At 72.8% G+C, this 22764-nt stretch carries 18 protein-coding genes; 17 read left to right on the top strand and 1 reads right to left on the bottom strand.

Going from position 1 to position 22764, the window contains the following annotated elements; genetic code table 11:
• The 5 genes from GTW43_RS09975 to GTW43_RS09955 all read left to right on the top strand — a co-directional run.
• Window positions 1-171 (top strand): sigma factor-like helix-turn-helix DNA-binding protein (locus GTW43_RS09975; protein WP_272922515.1); only part of this gene is annotated, 171 nt, incomplete at its 5' end.
• Window positions 168-968, top strand: coding sequence for a zf-HC2 domain-containing protein (locus GTW43_RS09970; RefSeq protein WP_161301276.1), 801 nt, complete (start codon window positions 168-170; stop codon window positions 966-968). The genes GTW43_RS09975 and GTW43_RS09970, both read left to right, overlap by 4 nt.
• Before the next feature lie 142 nt (window positions 969-1110).
• The gene (locus GTW43_RS09965) at window positions 1111-3483 is read left to right on the top strand and encodes a UvrD-helicase domain-containing protein (RefSeq protein WP_343245956.1); all 2373 of its coding nucleotides are present in this window, start codon (window positions 1111-1113) and stop codon (window positions 3481-3483) included.
• A 377-nt stretch (window positions 3484-3860) separates the two neighbouring features.
• The gene (locus GTW43_RS09960) at window positions 3861-5306 is read left to right on the top strand and encodes an NAD-dependent malic enzyme (protein ID WP_161301275.1); all 1446 of its coding nucleotides are present in this window, start codon (window positions 3861-3863) and stop codon (window positions 5304-5306) included.
• 335 nt (window positions 5307-5641) lie between these two features.
• Window positions 5642-5923 carry an HU family DNA-binding protein gene (locus tag GTW43_RS09955; protein ID WP_016645140.1) on the top strand — a complete coding sequence of 94 codons (282 nt, stop codon included), beginning with the start codon at window positions 5642-5644 and terminating at the stop codon, window positions 5921-5923.
• A 172-nt stretch (window positions 5924-6095) separates the two neighbouring features.
• Here the strand turns inward: GTW43_RS09955 and murA are convergent, their stop codons facing one another.
• Window positions 6096-7436, bottom strand: a complete 1341-nt coding sequence (murA, locus tag GTW43_RS09950; RefSeq protein WP_161301274.1) for a UDP-N-acetylglucosamine 1-carboxyvinyltransferase — start codon at window positions 7434-7436, stop codon at window positions 6096-6098.
• Window positions 7437-7688: 252 nt separating this feature from the next.
• On the opposite strand from murA, the gene GTW43_RS09945 reads away from it, so the two are divergent.
• The 12 genes from GTW43_RS09945 to mycP all read left to right on the top strand — a co-directional run bounded on the left by GTW43_RS09945 (window position 7689) and on the right by mycP (window position 22755).
• Window positions 7689-8258 carry a YqgE/AlgH family protein gene (locus GTW43_RS09945; protein ID WP_161301279.1) on the top strand — a complete coding sequence of 190 codons (570 nt, stop codon included), beginning with the start codon at window positions 7689-7691 and terminating at the stop codon, window positions 8256-8258.
• A gap of 52 nt (window positions 8259-8310) precedes the next feature.
• Window positions 8311-8601 carry a DUF3039 domain-containing protein gene (locus GTW43_RS09940; RefSeq protein ID WP_161301273.1) on the top strand — a complete coding sequence of 97 codons (291 nt, stop codon included), beginning with the start codon at window positions 8311-8313 and terminating at the stop codon, window positions 8599-8601.
• Window positions 8602-8790: 189 nt separating this feature from the next.
• Window positions 8791-10089 carry an extracellular solute-binding protein gene (locus GTW43_RS09935; protein ID WP_161301272.1) on the top strand — a complete coding sequence of 433 codons (1299 nt, stop codon included), beginning with the start codon at window positions 8791-8793 and terminating at the stop codon, window positions 10087-10089.
• The gene (locus tag GTW43_RS09930; RefSeq protein ID WP_161301271.1) at window positions 10086-10976 is read left to right on the top strand and encodes a sugar ABC transporter permease; all 891 of its coding nucleotides are present in this window, start codon (window positions 10086-10088) and stop codon (window positions 10974-10976) included. Before GTW43_RS09935 ends, GTW43_RS09930 begins: the two co-directional genes overlap by 4 nt.
• The gene (locus tag GTW43_RS09925) at window positions 10973-11821 is read left to right on the top strand and encodes a carbohydrate ABC transporter permease (RefSeq protein WP_161301270.1); all 849 of its coding nucleotides are present in this window, start codon (window positions 10973-10975) and stop codon (window positions 11819-11821) included. Before GTW43_RS09930 ends, GTW43_RS09925 begins: the two co-directional genes overlap by 4 nt.
• A gap of 4 nt (window positions 11822-11825) precedes the next feature.
• Window positions 11826-13442, top strand: coding sequence for a beta-N-acetylhexosaminidase (locus GTW43_RS09920; protein ID WP_161301268.1), 1617 nt, complete (start codon window positions 11826-11828; stop codon window positions 13440-13442).
• A 562-nt stretch (window positions 13443-14004) separates the two neighbouring features.
• Window positions 14005-14901 carry an FAD binding domain-containing protein gene (locus GTW43_RS09915; RefSeq protein ID WP_161301266.1) on the top strand — a complete coding sequence of 299 codons (897 nt, stop codon included), beginning with the start codon at window positions 14005-14007 and terminating at the stop codon, window positions 14899-14901.
• Window positions 14898-16535 (top strand): 2Fe-2S iron-sulfur cluster-binding protein, encoded by a 1638-nt coding sequence (locus GTW43_RS09910; RefSeq protein ID WP_161301264.1) that lies wholly within the window; start codon window positions 14898-14900, stop codon window positions 16533-16535. The genes GTW43_RS09915 and GTW43_RS09910 overlap by 4 nt, the downstream gene beginning before the upstream one ends.
• The gene (locus tag GTW43_RS09905) at window positions 16532-18889 is read left to right on the top strand and encodes a molybdopterin cofactor-binding domain-containing protein (protein WP_237536509.1); all 2358 of its coding nucleotides are present in this window, start codon (window positions 16532-16534) and stop codon (window positions 18887-18889) included. The genes GTW43_RS09910 and GTW43_RS09905 overlap by 4 nt, the downstream gene beginning before the upstream one ends.
• A gap of 273 nt (window positions 18890-19162) precedes the next feature.
• Window positions 19163-19699 carry a hypothetical protein gene (locus GTW43_RS09900; RefSeq protein ID WP_161301262.1) on the top strand — a complete coding sequence of 179 codons (537 nt, stop codon included), beginning with the start codon at window positions 19163-19165 and terminating at the stop codon, window positions 19697-19699.
• The gene (locus GTW43_RS09895) at window positions 19699-21387 is read left to right on the top strand and encodes a translation initiation factor IF-2 (RefSeq protein ID WP_161301260.1); all 1689 of its coding nucleotides are present in this window, start codon (window positions 19699-19701) and stop codon (window positions 21385-21387) included. Before GTW43_RS09900 ends, GTW43_RS09895 begins: the two co-directional genes overlap by 1 nt.
• A gap of 3 nt (window positions 21388-21390) precedes the next feature.
• Window positions 21391-22755, top strand: coding sequence for a type VII secretion-associated serine protease mycosin (gene mycP / locus GTW43_RS09890; RefSeq protein ID WP_161301259.1), 1365 nt, complete (start codon window positions 21391-21393; stop codon window positions 22753-22755).
• Window positions 22756-22764 lie beyond the last annotated feature (9 nt).

Raw genomic sequence — 22764 nt, 5'->3', positions numbered from 1 at the left:
TACCTCACCCCCGCCCACCGCGAAGTGCTCGTCGAGACGTACTTCAAGGGGCGTACGGTCAACGAGGCGGCCGAGACGCTCGGCATACCCAGCGGCACGGTGCGCTCCCGTGTGTTCTACGCACTGCGCTCGATGAAGCTGGCGCTGCAGGAACGGGGGGTGACGGCATGACATCGGCGTACGGGCCCTACGGCCACGACCCCGGCGGCGATGTGCACGAGACGGTCGGCGCCTACGCGCTGGGCGTGCTCGACGACGCCGAGGCGAGCGCGTTCGAGGCGCACCTCGCGGTGTGCGAGCGGTGCGCGCAGCAGTTGGAGGAGTTCGCGGGCATGGAGCCGATGCTCGCCGCGCTCGCCGACCTGCCCGCGGGCGGCGGCACCCCGGACATCGGCGCGGCCCTCGCGGCCCGGCCCGGCCCGCGGCTCGCCGAGTCGCTCGTCGGCGAGGTGGCCAGGACCCGGGCGCGGCGCCGCCGCCGGGGCCTGTATCTGGTCGCGGCGGTGGTGGCCGTGCTCGTCGGCGGTCCGCTCACCGTCATGGCGGCGACCGGCGGCGACGACGGCCGCCACCCCACGACGCTCGCGGACCCGCACCCCACCAGCCCCGCCGAGGACGCCTTCTTCCACCACATGGACGAGAAGATCGAGGCCACGGACGCCACGACGAAGGTGACCGCGACGATCGGCATGGAGAAGAAGGCCTGGGGCACCCACACCGTCCTGGAGCTCAAGAACGTCAAGGGCCCGCTGAAGTGCTCCCTGATCGCCGTCGGCAAGGACGGCGAGCGCGAGACCGTCACGACGTGGGCCGTCCCGCGGTGGGGCTACGGCCTCACGGACAGCACGCACGAGAGCGCCAGGTACCCCCTGTACGTGCACGGCGGCGCCGCCTTCGACCGCAGCCAGATCGACCGGTTCGAGGTCGAGACGCTCGACGGGAAGCGGCTGGTGGAGGTGGACGCCTGAGCCGGGGGCGGACCGGGAGCCGGCCGGCCCGGGCCGGGGCGGCGCGCTCGTGGCTCCCGGGCCCGCTTTGGCGTACCTTTGACGGCTGCCCAGCACGTCAGAAGGGGGCCCGGTGGCCGCTCAGGCTCAGCATGATTCAGCGGTGTACTCGGAGGGGGACGCGGAGGGGACGAGTGCGGACTCCGTCCGTGACCGAGAGATCAGCGCCGAACAGGAACACCTCGACGCCGTCTACCGCCGACTGGAAGAGAAGATCCAGGAGGCGGAGTTCCTCATGGACGACGCGTCCCGGCGCGGCCAGGTCGGCACGCCCGGCGCCCTCGCCGAACGCGACGCCCAGGTGTTCCGCGCGGGCATCCACCTCAACCGGCTGAACAACGAGTTCGAGGACTTCCTCTTCGGCCGGATCGACCTGCTGCTCGGCAAGGACGGCAAGAAGGGCCCCGACGGCGCCTACACCGCCGTCGAGCCCGCCGACGGCTCCGTCCGCGCGGACGGCACCGCGGACATCGCCGAGACGCTGCACATCGGCCGGATCGGCGTCCTCGACGCCGAGTACGCGCCGCTGGTCATCGACTGGCGCGCGCCCGCCGCCGCTCCCTTCTACCGCTCGACGCCCGTCGACCCGGGGCGCGTCGTGCGCCGCCGCGTCATCCGTTCGAAGGGCCGCAGGGTGCTCGGCGTCGAGGACGACCTGATGCGCCCCGAGCTGACCGCGTTCCTGGACGGGGCCCCGCTGCCCGCGATCGGCGACGGTGCGCTCATGGCCGCGCTCGGCCAGGCCCGCAGCCACTCGATGCGCGACATCGTCGCCTCCATCCAGGCCGAGCAGGACCAGGTCATCAGGGCGCCCGCCGCGTCCGTGACGTACGTCGAGGGCGGGCCCGGCACCGGCAAGACGGCCGTCGCCCTGCACCGCGCCGCCTACCTCCTCTACCAGGACCGGCGCCGGTACGCGGGCGGCATCCTGATCGTCTCGCCGACCCCGCTGCTCGTCGCGTACACCGAGGGCGTGCTGCCCTCCCTCGGCGAGGAGGGCCAGGTCGCGATCCGTGCTGTCGGCTCGCTCGTCGACGGCGCGGAGGCCACCGAGTACGACAGCCCGGCCGTCGCCCGCGTCAAGGGCTCCGCACGCATGCTGAAGGTGCTCCGCAAGGCCGCGCGCGGGGCCCTGGAGACGCCCGTGCGGCGGACGCCGGCGGCGCGCGACGCCGAGCAGCTCACCTTCGGGGACGCGGAGGACGCCGGGGCCGCGCCGGAGCCGCGCACGCCGACCCGGCTGCGGGTCGTCGCGTTCGGCCGCCGCCTGGAGCTGGACGCGGCGCAGCTGAACCGCATCCGCCAGTCGGCCCTCAGCGGCACCGCCCCGGTCAACCACCTGCGCCCGCGCGCCCGCCGGCTGCTGCTCGACGCGCTCTGGGAACAGTCCGGCGCGGCCGGCCGGCACAGCGACCCGGAGCTCGCGGCCGAGCTGCGGTCGTCGTTCGACGAGGACATCACGAGCGAGGACGACTTCCTCGGCTTCCTCGACGCGTGGTGGCCGGAGCTGACCCCGCGCGGCGTCCTGACGGCCATGTCCGACGAGCGCCGCCTCGGCCGCTGGGCCCGCCGGATCCTCAACCCGGGCGAGGTCCGCAAGCTGGCCCGCTCGCTGCGCCGCGAGGCGCTGTCGGTGCACGACGTGGCGCTGCTCGACGAGTTGACGGCGGTCCTCGGCGCCCCGGCCCGCCCCAGGAAGAAGCGCGAGTACGACCCGCTGGACCAGCTGACCGGCCTCGAGGAGCTGATGCCGCAGCGCGAGGAGTCCCAGCGCGAGCGCGCCGAGCGGCTGGCCCAGGAGCGCACCGAGTACGCGCACGTCATCGTCGACGAGGCCCAGGACCTCACCCCGATGCAGTGGCGGATGGTGGGCCGGCGCGGCCGGCACGCCACGTGGACGGTGGTCGGCGACCCGGCCCAGTCCTCCTGGTCCGACCCGGACGAGGCGGCCGAGGCCCGCGACGAGGCGCTCGGCACCCGGCCCCGCCGCCGCTTCACCCTCACCGTCAACTACCGCAACCCGTCCGAGATCGCGGAGCTCGCCGCGAAGGTCCTGGCCCTCGCGATGCCGGGGTCCGCGTCGCCGTCGGCGGTCCGCTCGACGGGCGTCGAGCCGCGCTTCGCCGTCGTGGGGGAGCGCAGGCTCGGCGACGCGGTGCGCGAGGAGGCGGCGCGGCTGCTCGACCGGGTCGACGGCACGGTCGGCGTGGTCGTCGCGATGAACCGCCGGGCGGAGGCGGCCCGCTGGCTGGCGCCGCTCGGCGACCGGGTCGTGGCGCTCGGCTCGCTGGAGGCCAAGGGGCTCGAGTACGACGCGACCGTCGTGGTGTCGCCGGCGGAGATCGCCGACGAGTCGCCGGCCGGTCTGCGGGTGCTCTACGTGGCCCTGACCCGGGCCACGCAGCAGCTCACGGTGGTCTCCGGCGAGCGGGACGAACCGGACCGGGACGGGGTGCCGGACCTGCTGCGGGACTGACCCTTGTGTCACGGTGAGCCGGTGTTACCGTTGTTGACGGCACCGGCTCGATCCAAGCCCCCGGGCCCAACCTTCGTCCCTCAGAGGGACCACTTGCCGCGAGGCGAGCATGGCGGGTCGGTGTCGTAGGCGTTGTGAGAGGCCCACATCACGCAGGTGATGTGGGCCTCTCGCCGTTCTCCCGGCTCTCCCGGCCTCCGGCCCGTCGCCTCTCCCCGGCCTCTTCCCGTTTCGGCCAACTTCTCGTATGGTGGAAAGTACTTTCCGAAACTGGGATGAACACAAGGTTCAGAATCCGATGCGGCTACCACGTACTCGCCGGTAGGTGCGACCATCGGACGGCAACAGCTACACGGTGAAAGCAGAGGAAGTCGGCCATGGCAACGGCGCCCAGCGTCTCCTACTCGATGACGGTCCGGCTGGAAGTACCCGCGAGCGGCACGGCCGTCTCGCAGCTCACCACGGCCGTGGAGTCCTCCGGAGGCTCGGTGACCGGCCTCGACGTCACGGCGTCCGGCCACGAGAAGCTCCGTATCGACGTCACCATCGCGGCCACCTCGACGGCCCACGCGGACGAGATCGTCGAGGAACTGCGCGGCATCGAGGGCGTCACGCTCGGCAAGGTGTCCGACCGTACGTTCCTCATGCACCTCGGCGGCAAGATCGAGATGCAGTCCAAGCACCCCATCCGCAACCGTGACGACCTGTCCATGGTCTACACGCCGGGCGTCGCCCGCGTCTGCATGGCGATCGCGGAGAACCCCGAGGACGCCCGCCGCCTGACCATCAAGCGGAACACGGTTGCGGTCGTGACGGACGGCTCCGCCGTCCTCGGCCTCGGCAACATCGGCCCGATGGCCGCGATGCCGGTCATGGAGGGCAAGGCCGCCCTCTTCAAGCGCTTCGCCGACATCGATGCCTGGCCGATCTGCCTGGACACCCAGGACACCGACGCCATCGTCGAGATCGTCAAGGCCATCGCTCCCGGCTTCGCGGGCATCAACCTCGAGGACATCTCGGCGCCCCGCTGCTTCGAGATCGAGGCCCGGCTGCGCGAGGCCCTCGACATCCCCGTCTTCCACGACGACCAGCACGGCACGGCCATCGTCGTGCTCGCCGCCCTGACGAACGCCCTGCGTGTGGCGGGCAAGGCCATCGGCGACATCCGTGTGGTCATGTCCGGCGCCGGCGCCGCGGGCACCGCCATCCTCAAGCTCCTGCTCGCCGCGGGCGTGAAGAACGCGGTGGTGGCCGACATCCACGGTGTCGTGCACGCCGACCGCGCGGACCTGGTGGACGCCGCGAGCGACTCGCCGCTGCGCTGGATCGCCGACAACACCAACACGGGCGGCCCCGACGGGGTCCTCACGGGCACCCTCAAGGAGGCCGTGGTCGGCGCCGACGTCTTCATCGGCGTCTCCGCCCCGAACGTGCTGAACGGGGACGACGTCGCGGCCATGGCCGAGGGCGCCATCGTCTTCGCACTCGCGAACCCGGACCCCGAGGTCGACCCCGCCGTCGCCCGCCGGACGGCGGCCGTGGTGGCCACCGGCCGCTCGGACTTCCCGAACCAGATCAACAACGTCCTGGTGTTCCCCGGCGTCTTCCGCGGCCTGCTCGACGCCCAGTCGCGCACGGTCAACACGGAGATGATGCTCGCCGCCGCCACCGCCCTGGCCGACGTGGTGAGCGAGGACGAGCTCAACCCGAACTACATCATCCCGAGCGTCTTCAACGACAAGGTGGCCGGAGCGGTCGCCGGAGCCGTGCGGAACGCCGCGAAGGCGGCCGGGGTGGCTGTGACAGGGGCCACGGGGGCCTGAAAACCGGCGCGTCGCGGGAGGCACGCCCCTTGGGGCATCTAGGGTGGCCGGGAAGCAGGCCCCTGAACCCCGGGAGTGCCTCGCCCTCGCGGCCGGTGGTGCCTTCCGGGTGACCCCCACGGGTGCCGGATTGGCATTACCGCCGCTGGTGGGGGCAGGATGCATCCCCAAGGGCTCGTCCAGGGGGCGCCCCCACAGGCGCACGGGTCCGGACGTGACGGACCCCGGGTCCTGGGCCTGACCGAGACCCTGGCAGCATCGGCTTCGCTGTCGCCCGCCACGCGGCCCGACCGCGTGGCACGCCTCAACGGCAAGAAGAACACGGGAGTACAAAAATGAACCGCAGTGAGCTGGTGGCCGCGCTGGCCGACCGCGCCGAGGTGACCCGCAAGGACGCCGACGCGGTCCTGGCCGCGTTCGCCGAGACCGTCGGCGAGATCGTTGCCAAGGGCGACGAGAAGGTCACCATCCCCGGCTTCCTGACCTTCGAGCGCACGCACCGTGCCGCTCGCACCGCTCGTAACCCGCAGACCGGCGAGCCGATCAACATCCCGGCCGGTTACAGCGTCAAGGTCTCCGCGGGCTCGAAGCTCAAGGAAGCCGCCAAGGGCAAGTAAGCAGCCTCTTCGGCAAGCGCGAGGGGCGGTACCCGGTGTTCGCACCGGGTACCGCCCCTCGCGGCGTTTCCGGGCTCTCCCACCGGCCCGCAGGCTCGGTGCGGTGGGAACGCCGAAGGGGGCCGCCCGGGTGTCCCCGGGCGGCCCCCTTTGGCCCACACAGCCGTGACGGCTAGCCGAGCGCCTTCCCCGGGAGCTCGACCTTCGCCCCGAGCTCGACGAGCTTCTCCATGAAGTTCTCGTAGCCGCGGTTGATCAGGTCGATGCCGTGCACCCGCGAGGTGCCCTGCGCGGCCAGGGCCGCGATCAGGTACGAGAAGCCGCCGCGCAGGTCGGGGATGACCAGGTCGGCGCCCTCCAGCTTGGTCGGTCCCGAGACGACCGCGGAGTGCAGGAAGTTGCGCTGGCCGAAGCGGCAGTCGGAGCCGCCCAGGCACTCGCGGTAGAGCTGGATGTGCGCACCCATCTGGTTGAGCGCGGAGGTGAAGCCGAGGCGCGACTCGTAGACCGTCTCGTGGACGATCGACAGGCCCGTGGCCTGCGTGAGCGCGACGACGAGCGGCTGCTGCCAGTCGGTCTGGAAGCCGGGGTGGACGTCCGTCTCCAGCGCGATCGACTTGAGCTGGCCGCCCGGGTGCCAGAAGCGGATGCCCTCGTCGTCGATCTCGAAGGCGCCGCCGACCTTCCGGTACGTGTTGAGGAAGGTCATCATCGAGCGCTGCTGGGCGCCGCGCACGTAGATGTCGCCCTGCGTGGCGAGCGCGGCCGAGGCCCAGGACGCCGCCTCCAGGCGGTCCGGGAGCGCGCGGTGCGTGTAGCCGCCGAGGGTGTCGACACCGGTGATGCGGATGGTGCGGTCGGTGTCCATCGCGATGATCGCGCCCATTTTCTGCAGGACGCAGATCAGGTCCTCGATCTCCGGCTCGACGGCCGCGTTCGAGAGCTCCGTGACGCCCTCGGCGAGGACGGCCGTGAGCAGGACCTGCTCGGTGGCGCCCACGGAGGGGTAGGGGAGCTGGATCTTCGTGCCGCGCAGGCGCTGCGGGGCCTCCAGGTACTGGCCGTCCGCGCGCTTCTCGATGGTCGCGCCGAACTGGCGCAGCACCTCGAAGTGGAAGTCGATGGGGCGTCCGCCGATGTCGCAGCCGCCCAGGCCCGGGATGAAGGCGTGGCCGAGGCGGTGGAGCAGCGGGCCGCACAGCAGGATCGGGATGCGGGAGGACCCGGCGTGCGCGTCGATGTCCGCCACGTTGGCCGACTCGACGTGCGAGGGGTCCATCACCAGCTCGCCCGGTTCCTCGCCGGGCGCGACCGTCACGCCGTGCAGCTGGAGCAGGCCGCGCACGACGCGGACGTCGCGGATGTCCGGGACGTTCCGCAGCCGGCTCGGGGCGCTGCCGAGCAGGGCGGCGACCATGGCCTTGGGCACGAGGTTCTTCGCGCCGCGGACACGGATCTCGCCCTCCAGCGGGGTTCCGCCGTGGACAAGCAGTACATCGTCGGTGACGGTCATGAATCTCGCGTTCCGATGAGGATGGGCAGGGGCCAAGGCATAAGAGTAAGGGCCGCCTCCCCTTGTTCCGTAAGCCCGCGGACGCACAGAACCGTCATGACTTCGCTACAACACGAACCGTGCCGAATCGGACGCGGGCGGTGACCGGCGGCGGCCCCGTCCGGATTCCGTTTCGGGCCGCGCTGAGCTGCGTTCATACGGTTGTCGCGCTTGGCTCCCCCTCGGGCGGCAAGATGCGGGATCATGTCTGCCATGACCGAGGTGTCCTCGCTCACAGGGCGGCTGCTCGTGGCCACACCCGCCCTCGCGGACCCGAATTTCGACCGGGCGGTCGTGCTGCTCCTCGACCACGACGAGGAGGGCTCGCTCGGCGTCGTCCTCAACCGGCCCACGCCGGTGGACGTCGGCGACATCCTGGAGGGCTGGGGCGACCTGGCCGGTGAGCCGGGTGTCGTCTTCCAGGGCGGTCCCGTCTCGCTGGACTCGGCGCTCGGTGTCGCGGTCATCCCCGGCGATTCGCTGGAGCGGGCGCCGCTCGGCTGGCGCCGGGTGCACGGCGCGATCGGCCTCGTCGACCTGGAGGCCCCGCCGGAGCTGCTCGCGGCGGCGCTCGGCTCGCTGCGGATCTTCGCCGGGTACGCGGGCTGGGGTCCGGGCCAGCTGGAGGGCGAGCTGACCGACGGGGCCTGGTACGTGGTCGAGTCGGAGCCCGGCGACGTGTCGGTGACCCGGCCCGAGGGGCTGTGGCGGGCGGTGCTGCGCCGTCAGCGCGGCGAGCTGGCGATGGTCGCCACGTACCCGGACGACCCGTCGCTCAACTGATGCCACCGGCGGCTCTTCGTGCTCGGCGCGGGCTTCAGTACCCTTGGCCGTTATGAGCACTCTCGAGCCCGAGCGCGGGACAGGTACGGGGACCCTCGTAGAGCCGACGCCGCAGACGTCGCACGGCGACGGCGATCACGAGCGCTTCGCCCATTACGTCCAGAAGGACAAGATCATGGCGAGCGCGCTCGACGGCACCCCTGTCGTCGCGCTCTGCGGCAAGGTGTGGGTCCCGGGCCGTGACCCGAAGAAGTACCCCGTGTGTCCCATGTGCAAGGAGATCTACGAGTCCATGGGCGCCGGCGGCGACAAGGACAAGGGCAAGGACGGCGGCAAGAAGTAGTTCTCCCTCCCGGTCCGCTGAGGCCCCTGGTGTGCGGTGACGCGCGCCGGGGGCCTTCGTGCTGTCCGGGGCCGCCGGTTCGCGGTGAACCATTGCGCTCACAGGTTCAGACCTTCTAGCCTCCTCCGTGTTGTGCACAGCGAAACCCCCATTGCGTATGTTGCAACGACACTTCGGAGGCGTTTCCGGATGAAGCTCCTTGCACGAACGGCTCTCCCCCTCACCGCACTTGTCCTCGCCGCCACCGCCTGCGCCCCCGGCACCTCCGACACCAGCGGCTCCGGCACCGACGACAAGAGCGGCACCCTGCGCGTCTGGCTCTTCCAGGAGGTCGACAACGGCCCCAAGAAGAAGGTCGTCGACACCGCGCTCGACGCCTTCCGCACGGCCCACAGCGGCACCGACGTCAAGGTCGAGTACATCCCGGTCGAGACCCGCGCCGAGAAGATCAAGGCGGCCTTCAACGACCCGAAGTCCGCCCCCGACGTCATCGAGTACGGCAACACCGACACCGCCGGGTACGTGAAGGACGGCGGACTGGCCGACATCACGAAGGAGTTCGGCGACTGGCCCGCGGCCGAGGACACCGACCCCACCGCCCGCGAGTCCGTCACCGTCGGCGGGAAGGTCTACGGCGCGCCCTTCTTCGTCGGCGTCCGCGCGCTCTACTACCGCACCGACGTCCTCGACGACCTCGGCCTCGACGTCCCGGGGACCCAGGCCGAACTCGCCGCCACCGCGCGGAAGATCCACGCGAAGCGCCCCGAGCTGTACGGTCTCGCCGTCGGCGGCGCCTACACCTACGGCGCCATGCCGTTCCTGTGGGCCCACGGCGGCGCGCTCGCCGAGAAGAAGGGCGCCTCGTACGCCTCCGCCCTCGACAGCCCCGCCGCCCGCAAGGGCATCAAGGCCTACACCGACCTCTTCGGCGACACCAACTGCCCGGCCGCCAAGTGCGCCGCGATGGGCGGCAACGACACGGTCACCGCCTTCGCCTCCGGCAAGGCGGCCATGGCGATCGGCGGCGACTTCAACCACCAGGCCGTCGAGAGCGGCAAGGTCAAGGGAAAGTACGCCGTCGTCCCGCTGCCCGGCGTCAAGGCCGGCGAGATCGCCCCCGCCTTCGCCGGCGGCAACAACCTGGGCGTCCTCAAGAGCACCGGGCACCGCACCCTCGCCGTCGACCTCGTCGAACGACTCGCGGGCAAGGACGTGCAGCGCGGCCTGTTCGAGGGCATGGGCTTCCTGCCGACGTTCACCGACGTCCGCGAGGAGGTCGCCCGCAGCGAGCCGTTCGTCGAGCCCTTCGTGAAGACCCTCGACGCCGGCACCGAGTTCGTGCCCGCCTCGCCCGCCTGGGCCACGATCGACTCCTCGCTCGTGCTGCCCACCATGTTCCAGGAGATCGTCAGCGGCCGGAAGAGCGTGGACGCCGCCTCCGCGGACGCGGCGAAGAAGATGGACGACGCCTTCGGGGCCGCCGGGTGAGCTCCGCCGTGCGCGGGGCGCGCTGGACCCCCTGGCTCTACCTCGCCCCCGCCCTCCTGCTGCTCGCCGGACTCCTCGTCTACCCCGTCTACCAGCTCGGCCTGATCTCCTTCCTCGAGTACACCCAGGCCCAGGTCAGCGGCGGCGAGCCGACCACCTTCCAGGGACTCGGCAACTACCAGGAGCTGTTCTCGGACAGCCAGTTCTGGCAGGTGCTGCTCGCCACGGTGCTGTTCGCCGCGGCCTGCGTCACCGCGACCCTCCTGGTGGGCTGCGCGCTCGCCGTGCTGCTCACACGGGTGCGGGCCGTGCCCCGGCTCGCCCTCATGCTGGCCGCGCTCGGCGCCTGGGCCACCCCCGCCATCACCGGCTCCACCGTCTGGGTCTTCCTCTTCGACCCGGACTTCGGCCCCGTCAACAAGGTGCTCGGACTCGGCGACCACTCCTGGACCTACGGCCGGTACAGCGCGTTCACCCTCGTGCTGCTCGAAGTGGTCTGGTGCTCCTTCCCGTTCGTGATGGTGACCGTCTACGCGGGCCTGCGCGCCATCCCCTCCGAGGTCCTGGAGGCGGCCGCACTCGACGGGGCCTCCCACTGGCGCACCTGGCGCTCCGTCACGGCCCCGATCCTGCGCCCGATCCTGGTCGTCGTGACCATCCAGTCCGTCATCTGGGACTTCAAGGTCTTCACCCAGATCTACGTGATGACGGGCGGCGGCGGCATCGCGGGCCAGAACCTCGTGCTCAACGTGTACGCGTACCAGAAGGCCTTCGCGTCCAGCGAGTACAGCCTCGGCTCCGCGATCGGCGTCGTGATGCTCGTCCTGCTGCTCGGCGTGACGCTCGTGTACCTGCGCCTGATGCGAAGGGAGGGCCGGGAGCTGTGAGGTCACTGCTGCGCCGGGCCTTCCGGCGGCCCTGGCGGCTGCTCGCCGAGGCCACCGCCCTGCTGACCGCCCTCGTCGTCGCCTTCCCGCTCTACTGGATGGTGCTCAGCGCGTTCAAACCGGCCGGCGAGATCGAGTCGACCGAGCCGCGGCCCTGGACGCTCTCCCCGTCCCTCGACGCCTTCCGCCGCGTCTTCCAGCAGGAGGAGTTCGGCCGGTACTTCCTCAACAGCGTCGTCGTCGCGGGCACCGTCGTGGTGCTCTCCGCGCTCGTCGCGTTCCTCGCGGCCACCGCCGTGGCCCGGTTCCGCTTCCGGTTCCGCACGACGCTGCTCGTCATGTTCCTCGTCGCCCAGATGGTGCCCGTCGAGGCCCTCACCATCCCGCTGTTCTTCCTCATGCGCGACGCCGGGCAGCTCAACACGCTGGGCTCGCTGATCCTGCCGCACCTCGCGTTCTCCCTGCCGTTCGCGATCTGGATGCTGCGCGGCTTCGTCAAGGCGGTCCCCGAGGCCCTGGAGGAGGCCGCCTACCTCGACGGTGCGAGCCGCTCCCGCTTCCTGTGGCAGATCCTCTTCCCGCTCGTCCTGCCGGGGCTCGTGGCGACGAGCGTCTTCTCCTTCATCTCCACCTGGAACGACTTCCTGTTCGCGAAGTCCTTCATCATCAGCGACACGTCCCGCTCGACGCTGCCGATGGCCCTGCTCGTCTTCTTCAAACCCGACGAGAACGACTGGGGCGGAATCATGGCAGCCTCGACGGTGATGACCATCCCGGTGCTGGTCTTCTTCGTACTCGTACAGCGCCGCCTGGTGTCCGGGCTCGGCGGCGCGGTCAAGGACTGATTCCATGGACATCGTTCCGGCGCCCCGTCACGTGGTGCGCGGCGAGGGGCAGTACACGCTCGGGGCCGGCACCGGCATCGACGCGGGGGAGGGCACCGAGGACACCGCCCGCTGGCTGCGGGCCGTCGTCGGCCCGGCCACCGGACTCGCCCTCGCGCCCGCCCGCGCGGGCGACACCGGCCCCGTCCGGCTCGCCGTCGACGCGGGCTCCCTCGCCCCCGAGGCCTACCGGCTGACCGTCGGCCCCGACGGCGTCCGCATCGAGGGCGGCGGCCCCGCCGGAGTGTTCTGGGGCGCCCAGACGCTGCGTCAGCTCCTCGGCCCCGACGCGTTCCGCAGAGCGCCGCTGGACGCCACGCGCGCGTGGACGCTGCCCCACGTCACCGTCGAGGACGCCCCGCGCTTCGGCTGGCGCGGCATGATGCTCGACGTCGCCCGGCACTTCATGCCCAAGGACGGCGTGCTGCGCCAGCTCGATCTGATGGCCGCGCACAAGCTCAACGTCTTCCACTTCCACCTCTCCGACGACCAGGGCTGGCGCATCGAGATCAAGCGCCACCCGAAGCTGACCGAAAAGGGCTCCTGGCGGTCGCGGACCAAGGCCGGCCACCGCGCCTCGCCGTTGTGGGACGACCGTCCGCACGGCGGCTTCTACACCCAGGACGACATCCGCGAGATCGTCGCCTACGCGCGCGACCGGCACATCACCGTCGTCCCCGAGATCGACGTACCCGGCCACTCGCAGGCCGCCATCGCCGCGTACCCCGAACTCGGCAACACGGACGTCGTCGACACCACCGGCCTGGCCGTCTGGGACACCTGGGGCGTCAACCCGAACGTGCTCGCCCCCACCGACGCCGTCCTGCGCTTCTACGAGGGCGTCCTCGAGGAGATCCTCGACCTCTTCCCGTCCGCGTTCGTGCACGTCGGCGGCGACGAGTGCCCCAAGGACCAGTGGCGCGCCTCGCCCGCCGCGCAGGCCCGCATCGCCGAGCTCGGCCTGGAGGACGAGGACGAGCTCCAGTCCTGGTTCATCCGGCACTTCGACGGCTGGCTCACCGCGCGCGGGCGCCGGCTCATCGGCTGGGACGAGATCCTCGAGGGCGGCCTCGCCCCGGGCGCCGCCGTCTCCTCCTGGCGCGGCTACCGGGGCGGCATCACCGCCGCGCGCGCCGGACACGACGTCGTCATGTGCCCCGAGCAGCAGGTCTACCTGGACCACCGGCAGGCGTCCGGCGCCGACGAGCCCGTGCCCATCGGCTACGTCCGCACCCTGGAGGACGTCTACCGCTTCGAGCCCGTTCCGCCCGAGCTCACCGAGGCGGAGGCGCGGCACGTGCTGGGCACCCAGGCCAACGCGTGGACCGAGGTCATGGAGGACGCCCGCCGCGTCGACTACCAGGTCTTCCCGCGGCTGAGCGCCTTCAGCGAAGTGGCGTGGAGCGCGCTCCCGCCTCCCGCCGAGCGCGACTTCGCCGGATTCGAGCGCCGCATGAGCACGCACTACCGGCGCCTCGACGCGCTCGGGGTCGAGTACCGGCCACCGGGCGGCCCCGCTCCGTGGCAGCAGCGCCCCGGGGTACTCGGACGCCCGATCGAAGGGGCACCCCCGATCGTGTGAGCCGCGGGGTGCGACGGCGTGTCCCGCACCACCGGACGCCGGACGGCTGGTGGCGCGGGGGCCGGCCGCGGGGTGCGCCGTCGGCCGGCCGGCGGGCGCACCCGGGGCTCACGGCGGCGGTGCGGGGGAGCGTGCCGGTCCGGATATGCGCGCCGAGGGCGCACGAACGCCCCTTACGCGTTCTTTATGCGGACTGCATATGCGCTTCGCATGCGGTTCCGGTGCGGCTGCTGTGCGGCCCCGGTGTGCGGGCTGTGGAGCCGGGCTCGGCGGCCGCCGCAGTGCGTAACCCGTCCCATACGCCGGCGAAGAGTGGCAAGACGCGCTGAGCGGCGTTGCCTTGACAAACCGGTCATCTCCCAGGTGGAAGGGGCGAAAGCCTCCTACCGGACCCCCTCTCCGGGTGTCGGGGAAGATGTGCCAGAGTTGCCACGTCCGGCCTGTCAGGACGTACCGTACGGCGGAACAGGCGTCACGGCGGGCACGGCGGCAACGCGCGGACCACGCGGGGCCGGCACCGCCGCAGAGGCAAGCGGCCGGACATCGGGAAGGGGCAGCCGGTTTGACCACGCACGCACCGCAGGCGACACAGGCCGCGGTACTTCCGGGTTCGCTCGACGAGGCGGTCGCGGCGCTCGCCGCCCTGCCCGCCGCCGTGCCCGTCGCCGGCGGCACCGACCTCATGGCGCAGGTCAACGCGGGTCAACTGCGCCCCGCGGCCCTCGTCGGACTCGGCCGGATCAGCGAGATCCGCGGCTGGCAGTACCAGGACGGGCACGCGCTCCTCGGCGCCGGACTCACCCACGCCCGCATGGGCCGCCCCGACTTCGCCGCCCTCATCCCCGCCCTCGCCGCCGCGTCCCGCGCCGCGGGCCCGCCCCAGATCCGCAACGCGGGCACCCTCGGCGGCAACATCGCCTCCGCCGCCCCGACCAACGACTCGCTGCCCGTCCTCGCCGCCCTCGAGGCCACGCTGATCATCGCGGGCCCCGGCGGCGCCCGGCGCGAGGTCCCCGTCTCGCACCTGCTCGCCGGGATGGAGATGCTCCGGCCCGGCGAACTCATCGGCTTCGTCCGCGTGCCGCTGCTGCACGCGCCGCAGGTCTTCCTCAAGGCCACCGGCCGCACCGGACCCGCCCGCGCCACCGCCTCCGTGGCCCTCGTCCTCGACCCGGCCCGGCGCGGCGTGCGCTGCGCGGTCGGCGCCATCGCGCCCATGCCGCTGCGGCCCCTGGAGGCCGAGCAGTGGGTGGCCTCGCTCATCGACTGGGACGGGGAGCGCGGCGCGCTCGTGCCCGAGGCCGTGCAGGCCTTCGGCGAGTACGTGGCCGCGGCCTGCATCCCGGACCCGGACCCCGCCGCGGACGGCACGCAGCAGTCGCTGCCGCCCGCCGTACTGCACCTGCGGCGCACCGTCGCGGTGCTGGCCCGTCGTGCGCTCGGGAGGGCACTGTCGTGACGAACGAGTACCACGGTTCCGGTGCCGGCTCCGGCGCCCACGACGGGGACGGCTGGGAGCCGCTGCCCCAGGGCGAGTACGACGCCGACGCGACCGCCTTCGTCCAGCTGCCGCCCGAGGGCTTCCCGGACACCGCGCCGCTGGCCGCGCCCGGGCACAACTACGTGCCGCCGCAGATAACGGTGAGCCCCGCCGTGGGGGCCACCGCGACCGACCCCGGCGCGACCGGGGTGTGGGTGCTGCCGCCGGACCTGACCGGGACCGCACCGGCCCCGCAGCCCGCCGAGCCCGAGCCCGTGCCCGGTCCGGCTGCGCACGACGAGGGGCCCGAGTACCGCACCGGCCAGTGGTCGATCCCGGTGGCCGAGGCCGAACTCGCCGACGACTCCGGTGAGTTCACGAGCTCCGCGGTGGGCCGGCCGTGGTCCGACCGGACGGCGACGCCGCCGCCCGCGACGCTCCCCGGGGGCGCGGCCGCGCCCTGGGCGAACGAGGCGTGGGCCCAGCCGGAGCCCGGGCCGCTGCCCGACCCCGAGCCCGTCGCGGCCGAGGCGCCGGGCGAGGCGTACGAGGAGGCTGCGGCGGCCGACGAGACGCCCGCCGCACCCCACGGACCCCGGGCCGACGGCGTCGCGGACACCGGTACCGACGACCCCGGGCCCGCCGCCGCGCAGGAGCCCGCGCCGAACGCCGCAGCGGAGGGCGCCGTCGACACGGCCGTCGACACGGCCGTCGACCCCGCCGCAGAAGGCGCCGACACGGCCGTCGACCCCGCCGCGGAAGCCGCCGACACGGTCACGCCCGACGCGGACGCGGCCCCCGCCGCCGAGCCCGCGGCAGCCGCCCCCCTCCACGACGACCACCCCCTGGCCAGCTACGTCCTGCGGGTCAACGGCGCGGACCGCCCCGTCACCGACGCCTGGATCGGCGAGTCGCTCCTGTACGTCCTGCGCGAGCGCCTCGGCCTCGCGGGCGCCAAGGACGGCTGCTCCCAGGGCGAGTGCGGCGCGTGCAACGTCCAGGTGGACGGCCGCCTCGTCGCCTCCTGCCTCGTACCGGCCGCGACCACGGCGGGCAGCGACGTCCGCACCGTCGAGGGCCTGGCCGCCGACGGGCAGCCCTCGGACGTCCAGCGCGCGCTCACGGCGTGCGGCGCCGTCCAGTGCGGGTTCTGCGTGCCCGGGATGGCGATGACCGTCCACGACCTCCTCGAGGGCAACCCGGCCCCCAGCGACCTCGAGACCCGGCAGGCCCTGTGCGGCAACCTGTGCCGCTGCTCCGGCTACCGCGGTGTCCTCGACGCCGTCCGCCAGGTGACCGCCGAGCGCACGGCCTCCGCCGCGGCGACCGCCGACGAGGCCGCCCACCCGGCCCCCGCCGAGGCCCGCATCCCGCACCAGGGCGGCCCCGTCGCCGGTGAGGGCGTCGCGGGCGCGATCCCCGACGCGCGGGACGGCAACCACCCGGGCGGCGACCAGGACGGTCACGACGGCTTCGACACCGGAAGCGGCCGCAACGGTTACGCCGGGCACGACGGGCACGGCGGCCGGGACCGCTTCGACGAGTACGACGGGCACGACGAGTACGACGGGCACGACGCCCCGGGCGACTTCCGGAACGGAGGGCAGGCATGACCCACGACGCGACCGACACGAGCACCACCCTGCTCACCGGAGGCACCCCGGACCCCGGCCCGCCCGACACCGAGGCGCTGCCGCACGGCATCGGCGCGGACCTGCCCTCCGTCGAGGCGGGCCCCAAGGCCGAAGGCACGTTCCCGTACGCGTCCGACCTGTGGGCGGAGGGACTCCTGTGGGCCTCCGTCCTGCGCTCCCCGCACGCCCACGCGCGCGTGGTGTCCATCGACACCACCCACGCGCGGGAGATGCCCGGCGTCCGCGCGGTCGTCACCCACGAGGACGTCCCCGGCGGCTCCGTGCCCGGACACCGCGCCGCCGACCGCCCCGTGTTCGCCTCCGACGTCGTGCGCCACCACGGCGAGCCGCTCGCCGCCGTCGCCGCCGAGCACCCCGACACCGCCCGGATGGCCGCCGCCGCGATCATCGTCGAGTACGAGATCCTCGACCCGGTCACCGACCCCGAACAGGCCTTCGCCGCCGAGCCCCTGCACCCCGACGGCAACCTGATCCGGCACATCCCGCTCCGCCACGGTGACCAGGAGGCGGCCGGCGAGACCGTCGTCGAGGGCCTCTACCGCATCGGCCGGCAGGACCCCGCCCCCATCGGAGCCGAGGCCGGCCTCGCCGTCCCGCGCCCCGACGGCGGCGTCGAGCTCTACATCGCCTCGACCGACCCGCACGGCGACCGCGACCTGGCCGCCGCCCGCTACGGCCTCGACCCCGAGCGCGTGAAGGTCGTCGTCACCGGCGTCGCGGGCGCCACCGCCGACCGCGAGGACCCGAGCTTCCACCTCCCGCTCGGGCTGCTCGCGCTGCGCACCGGCTGCCCGGTCAAGCTGACCGCCACACGCGAGGAGTCGTTCCTCGGCCACCCGCACCGCCACCCGACGCTGCTCCGCTACCGCCACCACGCCGACGCCGAAGGCCGGCTGGTGAAGGTCGAGGCCCAGGTCCTGCTCGACGCGGGCGCCTACGCGGACACCTCGTCGGACGCCCTCGCGGCGGCGGTCTCCTTCGCGTGCGGCCCGTACGTCGTCCCGAACGCCTCCATCGAGGGCTGGGCCGTGCGCACGAACAACCCGCCCTCCGGCCACGTACGCGGAGAGGGCGCGCTCCAGGTCTGCGCCGCGTACGAGGCCCAGATGGACAAGCTCGCCAAGAAGCTGAACCTCGACCCGGCCGAGCTGCGCCTGCGCAACGTCCTCGCGACCGGCGACGTCCTGCCCACCGGCCAGACCGTCACCTGCCCGGCGCCCGTCGCCGAACTCCTCAGTTCCGTACGGGACTTCCCGCTCCCCGAACTTCCCATGGACACCCCCGAGGAGGACTGGCTGCTGCCCGGCGGCCCCGAGGGCGCGGGCGAACCCGGCGCGGTGCGGCGCGGCGTCGGCTACGGCGTCGGCATGGTCCACATGCTCGGCGCGGAGGGCGCCGACGAGGTCTCCACCGCCACCGTCAAGGTGCACGGCGGCGTCGCGACCGTCCTGTGCGCGGCCGTCGAGACCGGCCAGGGCTTCACGACGCTGGCCCGCCAGATCGTCCAGGAGACGCTCGGCATCGACGAGGTCCACGTGGCCCCCGTCGACACGGACCAGCCCCCGGCCGGCCCCGGCTGCCGCGGCCGCCACACCTGGGTCTCGGGCGGTGCGGTCGAGCGGGCCGCGAAGATGGTCCGCACCCAGCTCCTCCAGCCGCTGGCCCACAAGTTCGGCATGTCCACCGAGCTCCTCCAGATCGCCGACGGCAAGATCACGTCGTACGACGGCGTCCTGTCGACCACGGTCGAGGAGGCCATGGACGGCAAGGAGCTCTGGGCCACCGCGCAGTGCCGCCCGCACCCCACCGAGCCGCTCGACGGGGACGGCCAGGGCGACGCCTTCGTGGGGCTCGCCTTCTGCGCGATCCGCGCCGTCGTCGACGTCGACATCGAACTCGGCTCGATCCGCGTCGTCGAACTCGCCGTGGCCCAGGACGTCGGCCGCGTCCTCAACCCCGGCCAGCTGGCGGCCCGCATCGAGGCGGGCGTCACCCAGGGCGTCGGCGCGGCCCTCACCGAGAACCTGCGCACCCCCAAGGGCCTCGTCCGCCGCCCCGACCTCACCGGCTACGCCCTGCCGACCTCCCTCGACGCCCCCGACATCCGCATCGTCAAACTCGTCGAGGAGCGCGACGTCGTGGCCCCGTTCGGCGCGAAGTCGGTCAGCGCGGCCCCGGTCGTCGCGTCCCCGGCCGCGGTGGCCTCCGCCGTCCGCGCCGCCACGGGCCGCCCCGTCAACCGCCTCCCGATCCGCCCCCAGCAGGCGGTCGCCCCGGACCAGCCCCCGACGGCCCCCACCCCGACTCCCTGACCCGGCACGTCACTTACCGGCCACACGGCACACCCCGGGCGCGCCCACGCCCTCCCCCGACCTGTTACGGTCCGTGGCGTTCTGTGACGCTCCTGACGTTGCCCCGACCCTGGGGCGCCTGTGAACTGTCAGTGTGCGTGGCTAAAGTTGTGACTCTGCCCCCGCCCGCGGGCCGCACCACGGGCGAGGACCACAGGGGATCGCGGAACCCGCAGGGACCACGGGGAGCACGCGGAGTACGGGGAGTACGGGGACACGGGGAGGCGTGACGAGATGGCGGACGACAAGGACGGTGGCGGCGGCCTCGGCACCTGGATGGGCGGCGTCATCGGCGCGGCGCAGGGTGCGGTGGCGGACATCGTCACGGAGCTGGAGTCGTTCACGAAGTTCCAGCAGCGGGTGGACCAGCTGATCAAGGACCTGAAGGGGTCGCCGGCCGACGCGAAGAAGGTCGGCGAAGAGGTGCTGGACCGGCACAAGTTCGGTGGCGGCGAAGGCGGTTTCCACGAGGCCTCGGGCCTTCACACGTCGTACGCGACGGTGATCGGCGAGCTCGAGAACCTCTCGAAGCTGCTCTCGGACTCGATCGAGGGCATGGGCATCGCGGTCCTTGCCTCGCACAAGGGCTACGCGAACATCGACGACGACGTCCGGCGCCGCATGCACGCGATCAGCGTCGAGACCACGAAGCACTACGGCGGCGAGTACGAGCCGCCGACCCACAAGAAGAGCGAGCAGGCCCCGGGCAAGGACGGCGCGGACGCGCCCACGAGCGGGGAATCCGGCGGCGATTCGGGCGGAGCGATCTGATGGCAGAGGCACGGGAGGCCGGCGGCGGCAGCGGGCGCGGGGGAACTCAGTTCACGGGGCTGACCCACGAGCAGATGCTGGCGTGGCTGGACCAGGCGAACAGCGGCGAGGTACAGGCCGCGGCGAACCGGCTGGCCGCGGCCGCCAAGGAGATCCACAAGATCGCGGACGAGCTCAAGGTCCGCCCGCAGTGGGTCACGTGGAAGGGCAGCGGCGCGGAGGCGTTCCGCGGCTGGGCCGGCGACCTGGCCAACGCGACGGTGCGGCTGGGCGACTTCAGCCAGGAGTCGTCCAAGTGGCTCGGCGAAGCGGCGAACGCGATCGGCACCGCCCAGGCATCCATCCCGCGCGACAAGGCCAGCGCCCAGGCGAACCTGGACGCGGCCCATTCCGCGCACAACGACCCCGACGCGCAGTCGATCGCCTCCAAGTCCTCGAGCGAACTCGCCGCCATCAAGGCGGACAAGGAGAAGGTCCGCCTCGAGGCGGCCGCGGAGATGACGAAGCTGGGGCAGGCGTATTCGCTGTCGTCGGCGCAGATGGACGCGCTGGAGCGGCCCAAGTTTCCGCCGCCGCCGCGAGCCATCGCGCCGCCGCGGGCTGAGTCCACCGACCTGGCGCGGCCGGGGACCGGACCTGTCGCCGGAGCAGAGGGGGCAGGTGGCCCGGCCAGTGGCTCCGGCGCTGTCGGACATGCATCGGCGATCGCACCGCCCGCACATGCCGGACAGGAGTCGACCGGGGCGGTGTCGGTGTCGCCGGCTGTCTCGGCACGGCCCGAGGTGCCCGAGGTCCCCACCCAGATGGGGATCGACTCGGTCGGCACGCTGCCGGAGACGGCACGGCCGACTCCCGTCCACGAGGCCCCCGTGTCGCCGACCGGTCCGCAGTCGAGCGGCCCGGTGAATGCGTCCGGGCCCGGTGTTCCGCCCGTGGCCTTCGGGCGCGGCGGAGGCACACCGTCGGCCACGGGCCGTGCGACGGGGCCGTCCGGTCCGGTCGGCCGGGCGAGCGCGTCTCCGATCAGCGGCGGGACGGGACGGTCCACGGCGCCGCCCGCGGCGGGTGCGACGGGACGCCCGACGACTCCGGGCGTGCGCGGCGGTCAGATGATGCCGGGCCAGAACAGTGCCACGGGCCGAGCCGGTGCCTCCGGGGTGCAAGGCCGGATGCCGACGAACAACGGAGTGGCGGGCGGTCGGCCGCAGCCGGCCACGGGCAAGCCCACGAAGGGCATCCCGCGTGGCTCCGTGATGGGTGCGGAGGGCACGAGCAACGGCCGGTCGGCGACGGGCCAGGGCGCGATCGGAGGCCGCCCGGCCTCGACCGGCACAAGTGGAGCACGAGGAACCGGCGCCGGCCGTCGCGTCAGCGGCGCCCGCGCCGAGAGCGGCGGCATCGTCGGAGGACGTGGTCAGAAGGGCGCCTCCGGCTCCCGTTCCTTCAGCTCCGGAGGATCCGGCCTGGTCCGGGGCGAGAGCGGCCAGAAGGGCCCGGCAGGGGCACGTTCGGAGGGTCAGAACGGCGCCGCGGGCGCTCCGCGAGGCGCACGTCCCGGTTCCCGGAGGGACGAGCAGGGGAACGAACGCCCCGACTACGTGACCGAGGACGAGTCGACCTGGCAGCCTGACGACCAGCGCAACGTACCGTCGGTCGTCGACGACACGACAGAGAAGAACGAGAGGTAGCGCATGCCCACCATCAGCACACGTCACCGACGCCGGGGCGCGGCAGCCGCGGCGGCTCTGGGTGCGCTGTTGGTGGTGGGTGTGACAGACGCCCCCGCCCATGCCGACTCGACCCGTTCTCAGCAATGGTTCCTCGACGCCATGCAGGCCGAGACCATGTGGAAGACCAGCACGGGCAAGGGCGTCACAGTCGCGGTGATCGACACGGGTGTCGACGCGAGCAACCCGGACCTGAAGGGGCGCGTGCTGGACGGCCTCGATCTCGCCAGCAAGGCGGAGCAGGGCGATGAGCACACGGATTACCAAGGCCACGGCACGGGCATGGCCGGTTTGATCGCGGGGACGGGGGCCTACGACGGTGGCAAGGGCGCCTTCGGGCTGGCCCCTGGGGCGGACATCCTTCCCGTCCGAATGCCCGACATCGAGAAGGGTGTGATGCCCTTCGAGGAGAACACGCAGCTCACCACCGCCATCAAGTACGCGGCGGACTCAGGCGCCAAAGTGATCAACATTTCGCTGGGCGGGAGCAATGCTTCGTCCCCGGATGTGAGCAAAGCCGTCGGGTATGCCCTGCAGAAGGGCTCGCTCGTCTTCGCCGCCTCGGGCAACAGTGGCGACAAGGGGAACTCGGTCGAATACCCCGCGGCCACTCCGGGAGTTGTCGCCGTCGGTGCCGTAGGAAAGGACCTCCGCCGGGCTCCCTTCTCGACCTACGGCCCTCAGGTGGACGTGTCCGCTCCAGGCGCCGACTTGGTTCACGCCTGCGGCGGCAGTACCGGTCTCTGTAAGTCGAAGGGGACCAGTGGCGCCACCGCCCTCGCCTCCGCCAGCGCCGCTCTGATCTGGTCCGCCCACCCCGACTGGACGAACAACCAGGTCCTGCGCGTCATGCTCAACACGATCGGCGCCCCCACGGACGGCGCGAAGCGCAACGACTCGATCGGCTACGGCATCGTCCGCCCCCGCATCGCGCTGAAGACCCCCGGCGACCCGGGCCCGGCGGACAAGTTCCCGATGGCGGACTATCCGGCCCAGGCCGCTGAGAAGCCGTCCTCCGAGCCGTCGAGGGCGACGGGGGCGCAGGTGCCGGAGGCGGACGGGCAGTCGGGGGACAGCGGCGGCAACACGGGCCTGTGGATCGGTCTCGGCGCCGGCGCCGCCGTCCTGATCGCGGGCGCGGTCACGGCGGTGGCCCTGCGCAACCGCCGAAACCACCCTCAGCCCGTACAGCCCGCGCAACAGCAGCCCCCTGCCTACCCCACGACGTACGCCCAGCAGCCGTACAACGCCGCCCCGCCCCCCAACTACGCCCCGCAGAGCCCGAATACGCCGCAGGGCGGTCCGTACCACCAGCCACCCAGGCAGTGAGTTCGGATC

The sequence above is a fragment of the Streptomyces sp. SID5785 genome, from assembly GCF_009870065.1.
GTDB lineage: Bacteria > Actinomycetota > Actinomycetes > Streptomycetales > Streptomycetaceae > Streptomyces.
This window is presented reverse-complemented; position numbering and strand designations above follow the sequence as displayed.

Bases quoted from the DNA above. Each gene is read 5' to 3' on its own strand.
- GTW43_RS09970 (WP_161301276.1), top strand. From the start codon at position 168: ATGACATCGGCGTACGGGCCCTACGGCCACGACCCCGGCGGCGATGTG.
- GTW43_RS09960 (WP_161301275.1), top strand. From the start codon at position 3,861: ATGGCAACGGCGCCCAGCGTCTCCTACTCGATGACGGTCCGGCTGGAA.
- GTW43_RS09955 (WP_016645140.1), top strand. From the start codon at position 5,642: ATGAACCGCAGTGAGCTGGTGGCCGCGCTGGCCGACCGCGCCGAGGTG.
- murA (WP_161301274.1), bottom strand. From the start codon at position 7,436: ATGACCGTCACCGACGATGTACTGCTTGTCCACGGCGGAACCCCGCTG.
- GTW43_RS09945 (WP_161301279.1), top strand. From the start codon at position 7,689: ATGACCGAGGTGTCCTCGCTCACAGGGCGGCTGCTCGTGGCCACACCC.
- GTW43_RS09940 (WP_161301273.1), top strand. From the start codon at position 8,311: ATGAGCACTCTCGAGCCCGAGCGCGGGACAGGTACGGGGACCCTCGTA.
- GTW43_RS09935 (WP_161301272.1), top strand. From the start codon at position 8,791: ATGAAGCTCCTTGCACGAACGGCTCTCCCCCTCACCGCACTTGTCCTC.
- GTW43_RS09920 (WP_161301268.1), top strand. From the start codon at position 11,826: ATGGACATCGTTCCGGCGCCCCGTCACGTGGTGCGCGGCGAGGGGCAG.
- GTW43_RS09905 (WP_237536509.1), top strand. From the start codon at position 16,532: ATGACCCACGACGCGACCGACACGAGCACCACCCTGCTCACCGGAGGC.
- GTW43_RS09900 (WP_161301262.1), top strand. From the start codon at position 19,163: ATGGCGGACGACAAGGACGGTGGCGGCGGCCTCGGCACCTGGATGGGC.
- GTW43_RS09895 (WP_161301260.1), top strand. From the start codon at position 19,699: ATGGCAGAGGCACGGGAGGCCGGCGGCGGCAGCGGGCGCGGGGGAACT.
- mycP (WP_161301259.1), top strand. From the start codon at position 21,391: ATGCCCACCATCAGCACACGTCACCGACGCCGGGGCGCGGCAGCCGCG.